A 6026-nucleotide genomic window follows, 5' to 3' on the forward strand; every position below is an offset into this window, starting at 1 on the left:
CAAGGATCTATTATGCTTTATAGCCCACTTGGTCGAAGTGGTATTGATGTATCTCGTGTTTGCTTAGGTAGCATGACATGGGGTATGCAAAACAACCAAGCCGATGCCGATGAACAAATCGCCTATGCATTAGATAAAGGCGTTAACTTTATCGATACTGCAGAAATGTATGCAGTGCCACCTTCTCCTGACACCTATGGTAAAACAGAACAGATCATCGGTAACTGGTTAGCTCGTAACAAAGACAAACGCGATAACCTTGTTATTGCCACTAAAATTGCAGGTAACGGTTTGCCTTGGGTACGCGATGCGGGCGACATTACTCGCCAGGCAGTAGTTGAAGCTGTTGATGCTTCACTCAAACGCTTACAAACTGATGTTATCGATTTATACCAGTTACATTGGCCTAATCGTACTTCGCCACACTTTGGTAAACAGTGGCCAGGTAAAGTGCGCTTCTCGGAGGCTGACACCGAGCAAAATATCGCTGGCATGTTAGATATCCTCGAAGGTCTGAATGATTGTGTTAAAGCAGGTAAAATTAAACACTGTGGTTTATCTGATGATACTCCGTGGGGCATTAGCCAGTACCTGCGTTTAAGTGAACAACATAACCTTCCGCGTATGGTATCAATTCAAAACGAGTTTAGTTTGTTGCATGCCAAAGATTGGCCGTATTTGATTGAGCAATGTATTCATGAAGATATTGCTTACCTACCATGGTCACCGCTGGGTGGTGGCATGTTAAGTGGTAAGTACTTAAATGGTGCGCGCCCAGAAGGTAGCCGCTGGACGCTAGTACAACGTAATGGCCTATTTAGAGACACAGCACAATCGCAAGCTGCAATTGCTGAATATGTTGAAATTGCTAACGCCTTTAATTTAACGCCTTCACAGCTCGCGCTTGCTTGGTGTGATCAAGTAGATGGTGTGAGTTCAACGATTATTGGTGCAACATCGATGGCGCAGTTAAAAGAAAATATCGATGCTTTCTCGGTGCAATTAAGCGATGAAGCTAACGATAAAATCGCTGACGTATTTAACCGCTATCCGATGCCATTCTAAGCTATCTTCTAAAATATTAGTGAGTCTACCTTCAGTAGACTCACTAGCACTTATTTATTGTTTTAAAGTTTTATCTACAAATTTATCCATACTTTAGTGTATAGTTATTAACAGTACTTTAGTATTTGGGTTATCGATGAGTAAATACGTAAAACAAGTATTATGCATTGTTACTGGTATATTGCTTACCCCAATCACTTGTGCCTCAGAACAACTTTCAATTACTTGGCTTGAAAATGATGGTAAACCATTCTATATAGAGAAAAGCCAAGCTAACCCGTATGGCGGCTTGTGCAACGAAATCACCGATATGTTGATTGAAGCCTTACCAGAGATTAAACACACCAAGGTGATGTTGCCGCAAAAAAGAGGCAGTAAATACCTCGATGAAGGCCATATGGCGTGTTATGCCTGTATGATCCACCGTGAGGAAAAGACCAATCGCGCAACCTACTCGATTCCAACGACGGTCTATCCTCCATTTAGTGTTTTAAGTACCCCTGACACCGCAGTAAAGATTACGCAAAAACACGGCAACCCAGTCTCATTAATTTCTTTACTGACCGATGCCAACTTCATTTATGGTCAAAATGATGCTCGTAAGTTCGGTAACCTGATAGACACTATTGCAATTAATACAAAGCTATACGAGAGTGCTGCACTAAGTAGTACTGGTAGTAATGCTAATTACGCACTGCTTTCCCAGCTTGAACATGGCTATATTGATTACACCATTGAATACCCTTTTGTTGCTGATTACTACAATCAGACAAACCAAAAGAATATTCAAAAATTGGCCGTAAATATTCCTGAAAAAAATATGATATTCGGTGCAATAGGTTGCTCATCTAGTGCACCAAACAATTACGCCGAAAAAGTTTTAGCAAAAATAAACACTGTACTAAAAAATAAGATTTTAGCTGATGAAAAATATCAACTTAGCCAACGCATTTGGCTAGAGCAAAGCTTTCCTGAGTTTTCGTCCCATTATCAGCGTTATATATTAGAGCCGCTTAACGTGATTGCCACTGATGGCTCAAAAGAGTCTGCTCAGCCGCCTGCAAAGTCACCTTAAATATAGCGCCTGAGGTTACCTTACCTACACCTTTAGGGGTGCCGGTCATGATGATGTCACCATCTTCTAAATCCATGAACTCACTAATTTCGGATAAAATTTGCTGTGCATCATGCAGCATTAGCTGAGTATCACCAAACTGCACTTCCTTACCATCTATTTGCAAATTAAATTGATACGCCAAAGCTTCATCACAACTAACAAACTCAGTAAATAGCGCTGCGCCATTAAAGGCTTTTGCACGCTCCCAAGGTAATCCCTTTTCTTTTAATGCGCTTTGTAACGAGCGCTTAGTTAAATCGAGACCTAATCCAACTCCAGCCAACTGTTTATTTTTTATCAGAAAGCAAAGCTCAGTTTCATAATGTAGAGCTTCACCATTATGCTCGGCATGGAGCTGTTGCGAAATTGCACTATTAGGTTTCACAAACAATACCATGCTGGTAGGAGTTTCATTATTTAGCTCGGCAATATGCTCGGCGTAATTGCGTCCAACGCAGACTATCTTACTCGGTGTAAATTCTTCAGAGGCTAATTTTACTGAATGCATAACCAGATCCTTTTAAGTAAAACTTAGGCAAACACGTATATCATTAAGTAATTCTAACTGAAGATGAAAGACAACAGTACTAAACTATCTAGCAGAGTAAAGCTCTTGATAAAGAGAAAGTGGTTAACAGGCAGTATGTCACCTGTTAACCAAAAGGACGTAAGGGAGGAGTTGTTACTTACAAGTATTCGTCAATTCTTGGTTATCGGTCACACCAACGCTTAAATGAGCAATCGACACCTGCCATGCTCCGTCGGTTGCCAACTGCCAAGGCGAAAATACCTGCGCTAGATTGACACCTTTATCTGCAAAACAAGCTAAGTTTACAGAGATAGTTTGCCATTCGGCCGTGCCTGCTAGTCGCTCGCGAATATCAAACTGGCCTTCACAGTTTTCACCACATTGCATACCTAACATTAAAGGAGCATCAGCCGCTTTATCCACTTTAATTAACATCTCAAGTTGACCATTTTTCTCAACGTACGAGCGTAAATCTGACGGAAACGCAGCCACTAAACGCACTGATGCAGGCTCTTTACCGTTAAAACTAATGGCACGAGCATCTTCTTGTACGTCTTTATCAAAGGTTTTTACACTTACTGCATTTACAGCAGCTCGACTACTCGTCATTGCTTGCAATTCACTGCCACTTTGCAACTGAAGTGACCAAGGCGACTTAATTGCACGCTCAAACATTACTAGATCTTCAAGTTCACTTGTCACCTGAGAAGTTTCATCAAGATTGTCAGCTAGGGTATTCTCATCTTCATATGTTAAACCAAAGCCGTATGGCAGAAGTGGCGCGTAATCTTTATCGCCACGGTTTTGATTGCCGATTGGATCATTTGGCCATGAGAATGACAGCTTACCTTTAAAGTCATGATTGATTGAACCATCTGCATTTTTAAAAAGCACATCGCTTATGGCGTCACCTTCACTACCTGGCAGCCAAGTTGCAACAAACGCATCACTGGCATTTAGCTCTGCATTCACCCACATTGGGCGACCACTAATAAATAGCGATACCACGGGAATACCCGCTTCTTTTAGCTTTTTAAGTAGGGCTAGATCTGTTTTATTACCACGCTGATATTCAAGGTTGTCTAAATCACCATTACCTTCAGCATATGGCTGCTCACCAAACACGACAATCGCTACATCTGGCTTAGTTTCAAATTCGCCATTTAGATCATACTGAACTTGGCCACCGGCTTGCTCAACGGTCTTTTTAATACCATCAAAAATTGAAGTACCACCAGGGAAGTCACTATTTTCATTGCCTGTCCCCTGCCATGTGATAGTCCAACCACCTGACTGCATACCAATATTATCAGCACCTAAACCAGCAACTAGTACATTGGCTTTTGGTGATAATGGTAACAGCTGCTGTTTATTTTTCAGAAGAACCAGTGATTCACGTACCGCTTGTTTTGCAACTGCGCGATGCTCTGCACTGCCAATGATCTCTGTTTTACCAGAAAGCGGGCGCTTAGCAGGACTTGGCTTATCAAATAAGCCTGCGCGCATTTTTACACGAAGAATACGGGTAACCGCATCATCAATACGACTTTGCGCAATTTCGCCGTTATTAACCTGCTTAATTAAGTTTTCATATAATGGTTTCCATGCATCTGTTGGAACCATATACACATCAAGACCTGCATTTGCAGCTTGCGCACAATCTGCATTGTTACAACCAGGAATTTGACCATGACCGTTCCAATCGCCGACGACAAAGCCATCAAAGCCCATTTTACCTTTTAGCACATCAGTAAGTAGGTATTTACTACCGTGAATTTTTTCGCCATTCCAGCTGTTAAATGACGCCATCACGGTTTGTGCACCTGCACCTAAACCACCAACATAGCCTTGTGCATGAATTTCGAATAACTCTTGTTCAGACGCGGTGTTATTACCTTGGTCATCGCCCCCTTCTGTACCGCCATCACCTAAAAAGTGTTTAACAGTACTGATCACTCGTTTATCAGACAGAAAATCTTTATCAACAGCTCCTTGTAAGCCTTTTACGATGGCTGCTGAATATGCTTTAACGATTTCAGGGTCTTCAGAGTAGCCTTCGTAAGTACGGCCCCAACGATCGTCACGAACAACGGCGACTGTTGGTGCAAACACCCAATCAATGCCCGTCACCATTACTTCTTGTGCAGTAGCGGCTGCAATTTTCTCAATTAGCTCAGGGTTATTTGTTGCCCCTAAACCAATGTTATGAGGAAATAATGTAGCGCCAATCACATTGTTGTGACCATGTACTGCATCGGTGCCCCACATGGTTGGAATTTTGCTGCCATCTAATGAGTCATCAATTGAGGCTTGATACATTTTTTCAGCCAAATCAATCCAATCAGACGCCTTGGCATGTTTGTCATTATTAGGGAATGCACCACCGCCATTAAGGTAAGAACCAAACCCGTATTTACGCATATCTTCAACGGTAATATCGCGAATTTCAGGTTGGATCATTTGTGCAATTTTTTGCTCAAGCGTCATACCGGCTAACATCTTCGCAATCTTAGCTTCAAGCTCAGGGTCTTCAGCGATCCCGGTTTCAATATGTGGCCAGATTTCTTGTTTCACTTTTTCTTTAACTGTTACTTCTTGCTCAGCACAACCTAACAGCCCCATACTTGCAATCATTAAGGAGCCGAGGGTGAATGTATTTTTCAATTTCATATTTACACCTTTGAAGTCTGAGTTGATACTTTTGAGCCAACTAGCGCAAAATAAGTAATGTATAAGTAGCATGCGATAGGTAGAAAGAGCGCCAGTTGCACGCCAATAGCATCAGCCATAACACCTTGCAATAATGGAATAATTGCGCCACCAACAATCGCTAAGCACAAAATACCAGAACCTTTTGAGGTGTATTTACCTAGGCCATGAAGCGCAAGGCTAAAAATAGTTGGGAACATAATTGAGTTACAAAGCCCAACTAAAAGAATCGCCCACATAGCCAGGCTGCCTTCACCTGTCATTGCGATCACAATTAACACCACAGCAAGTAAGCCATGACACGCAAGCACTTTGCCCGCATCAAATTTTTGCATCACAGCAGCGCCAATAAAACGGCCAACCATCGCACCGGCAAAATAATAACTAATATAGTGAGCGGCTTCTTTTTCAGCTAAACCAGCAATATTATCTAAAGTTAAAAAACCAACTAAAAAACTACCAATAGCAACTTCAGCACCCACATAAACAAAAATACCTACTGCACCTAAAATTAAATGGCGGTATTTCCACACACTGCCTAAGTCTACAAAATCTTCTAAGTCTTGATGTGCAGCTTCATTATCACTTTCTCTACCTAGTTTAGGC

At 41.7% G+C, this 6026-nt stretch carries 5 protein-coding genes; 2 read left to right on the forward strand and 3 right to left on the reverse strand.

All coding sequences use genetic code 11. From position 1 onward, the window contains the following. The first annotated feature begins 12 nt into the window (after window positions 1-12). Window positions 13-1065 carry an aldo/keto reductase gene (locus tag L1264_RS15575; protein WP_199526863.1) on the forward strand — a complete coding sequence of 351 codons (1053 nt, stop codon included), beginning with the start codon at window positions 13-15 and terminating at the stop codon, window positions 1063-1065. A gap of 136 nt (window positions 1066-1201) precedes the next feature. Further along, complete coding sequence (locus L1264_RS15580) at window positions 1202-2140, forward strand: ABC transporter substrate-binding protein (RefSeq protein ID WP_199526862.1); 939 nt, start codon at window positions 1202-1204, stop codon at window positions 2138-2140. On the opposite strand, the gene L1264_RS15585 is transcribed toward L1264_RS15580, so the two are convergent. The 3 genes from L1264_RS15585 to gluP all read right to left on the reverse strand — a co-directional run. Next, entirely contained in the window at window positions 2079-2690 is a 612-nt protein-coding gene (locus L1264_RS15585; protein WP_135923662.1) for a fumarylacetoacetate hydrolase family protein, read from the reverse strand. The genes L1264_RS15580 and L1264_RS15585 overlap by 62 nt on opposite strands. Before the next feature lie 174 nt (window positions 2691-2864). Beyond that, complete coding sequence (locus L1264_RS15590) at window positions 2865-5381, reverse strand: glycoside hydrolase family 3 protein (RefSeq protein WP_235404202.1); 2517 nt, start codon at window positions 5379-5381, stop codon at window positions 2865-2867. Between the two features lie 2 nt (window positions 5382-5383). Further along, the coding region (gene gluP / locus L1264_RS15595) for a glucose/galactose MFS transporter (RefSeq protein WP_235404204.1) at window positions 5384-6026 on the reverse strand (643 nt) is incomplete at its 5' end.

Origin of the sequence: Pseudoalteromonas sp. APAL1 (assembly GCF_021532475.1) — a bacterium.
GTDB lineage: Bacteria > Pseudomonadota > Gammaproteobacteria > Enterobacterales > Alteromonadaceae > Pseudoalteromonas > Pseudoalteromonas lipolytica_C.

Bases quoted from the DNA above. Each gene is read 5' to 3' on its own strand.
- L1264_RS15575 (WP_199526863.1), top strand. From the start codon at position 13: ATGCTTTATAGCCCACTTGGTCGAAGTGGTATTGATGTATCTCGTGTT.
- L1264_RS15580 (WP_199526862.1), top strand. From the start codon at position 1,202: ATGAGTAAATACGTAAAACAAGTATTATGCATTGTTACTGGTATATTG.
- L1264_RS15585 (WP_135923662.1), bottom strand. From the start codon at position 2,690: ATGCATTCAGTAAAATTAGCCTCTGAAGAATTTACACCGAGTAAGATA.
- L1264_RS15590 (WP_235404202.1), bottom strand. From the start codon at position 5,381: ATGAAATTGAAAAATACATTCACCCTCGGCTCCTTAATGATTGCAAGT.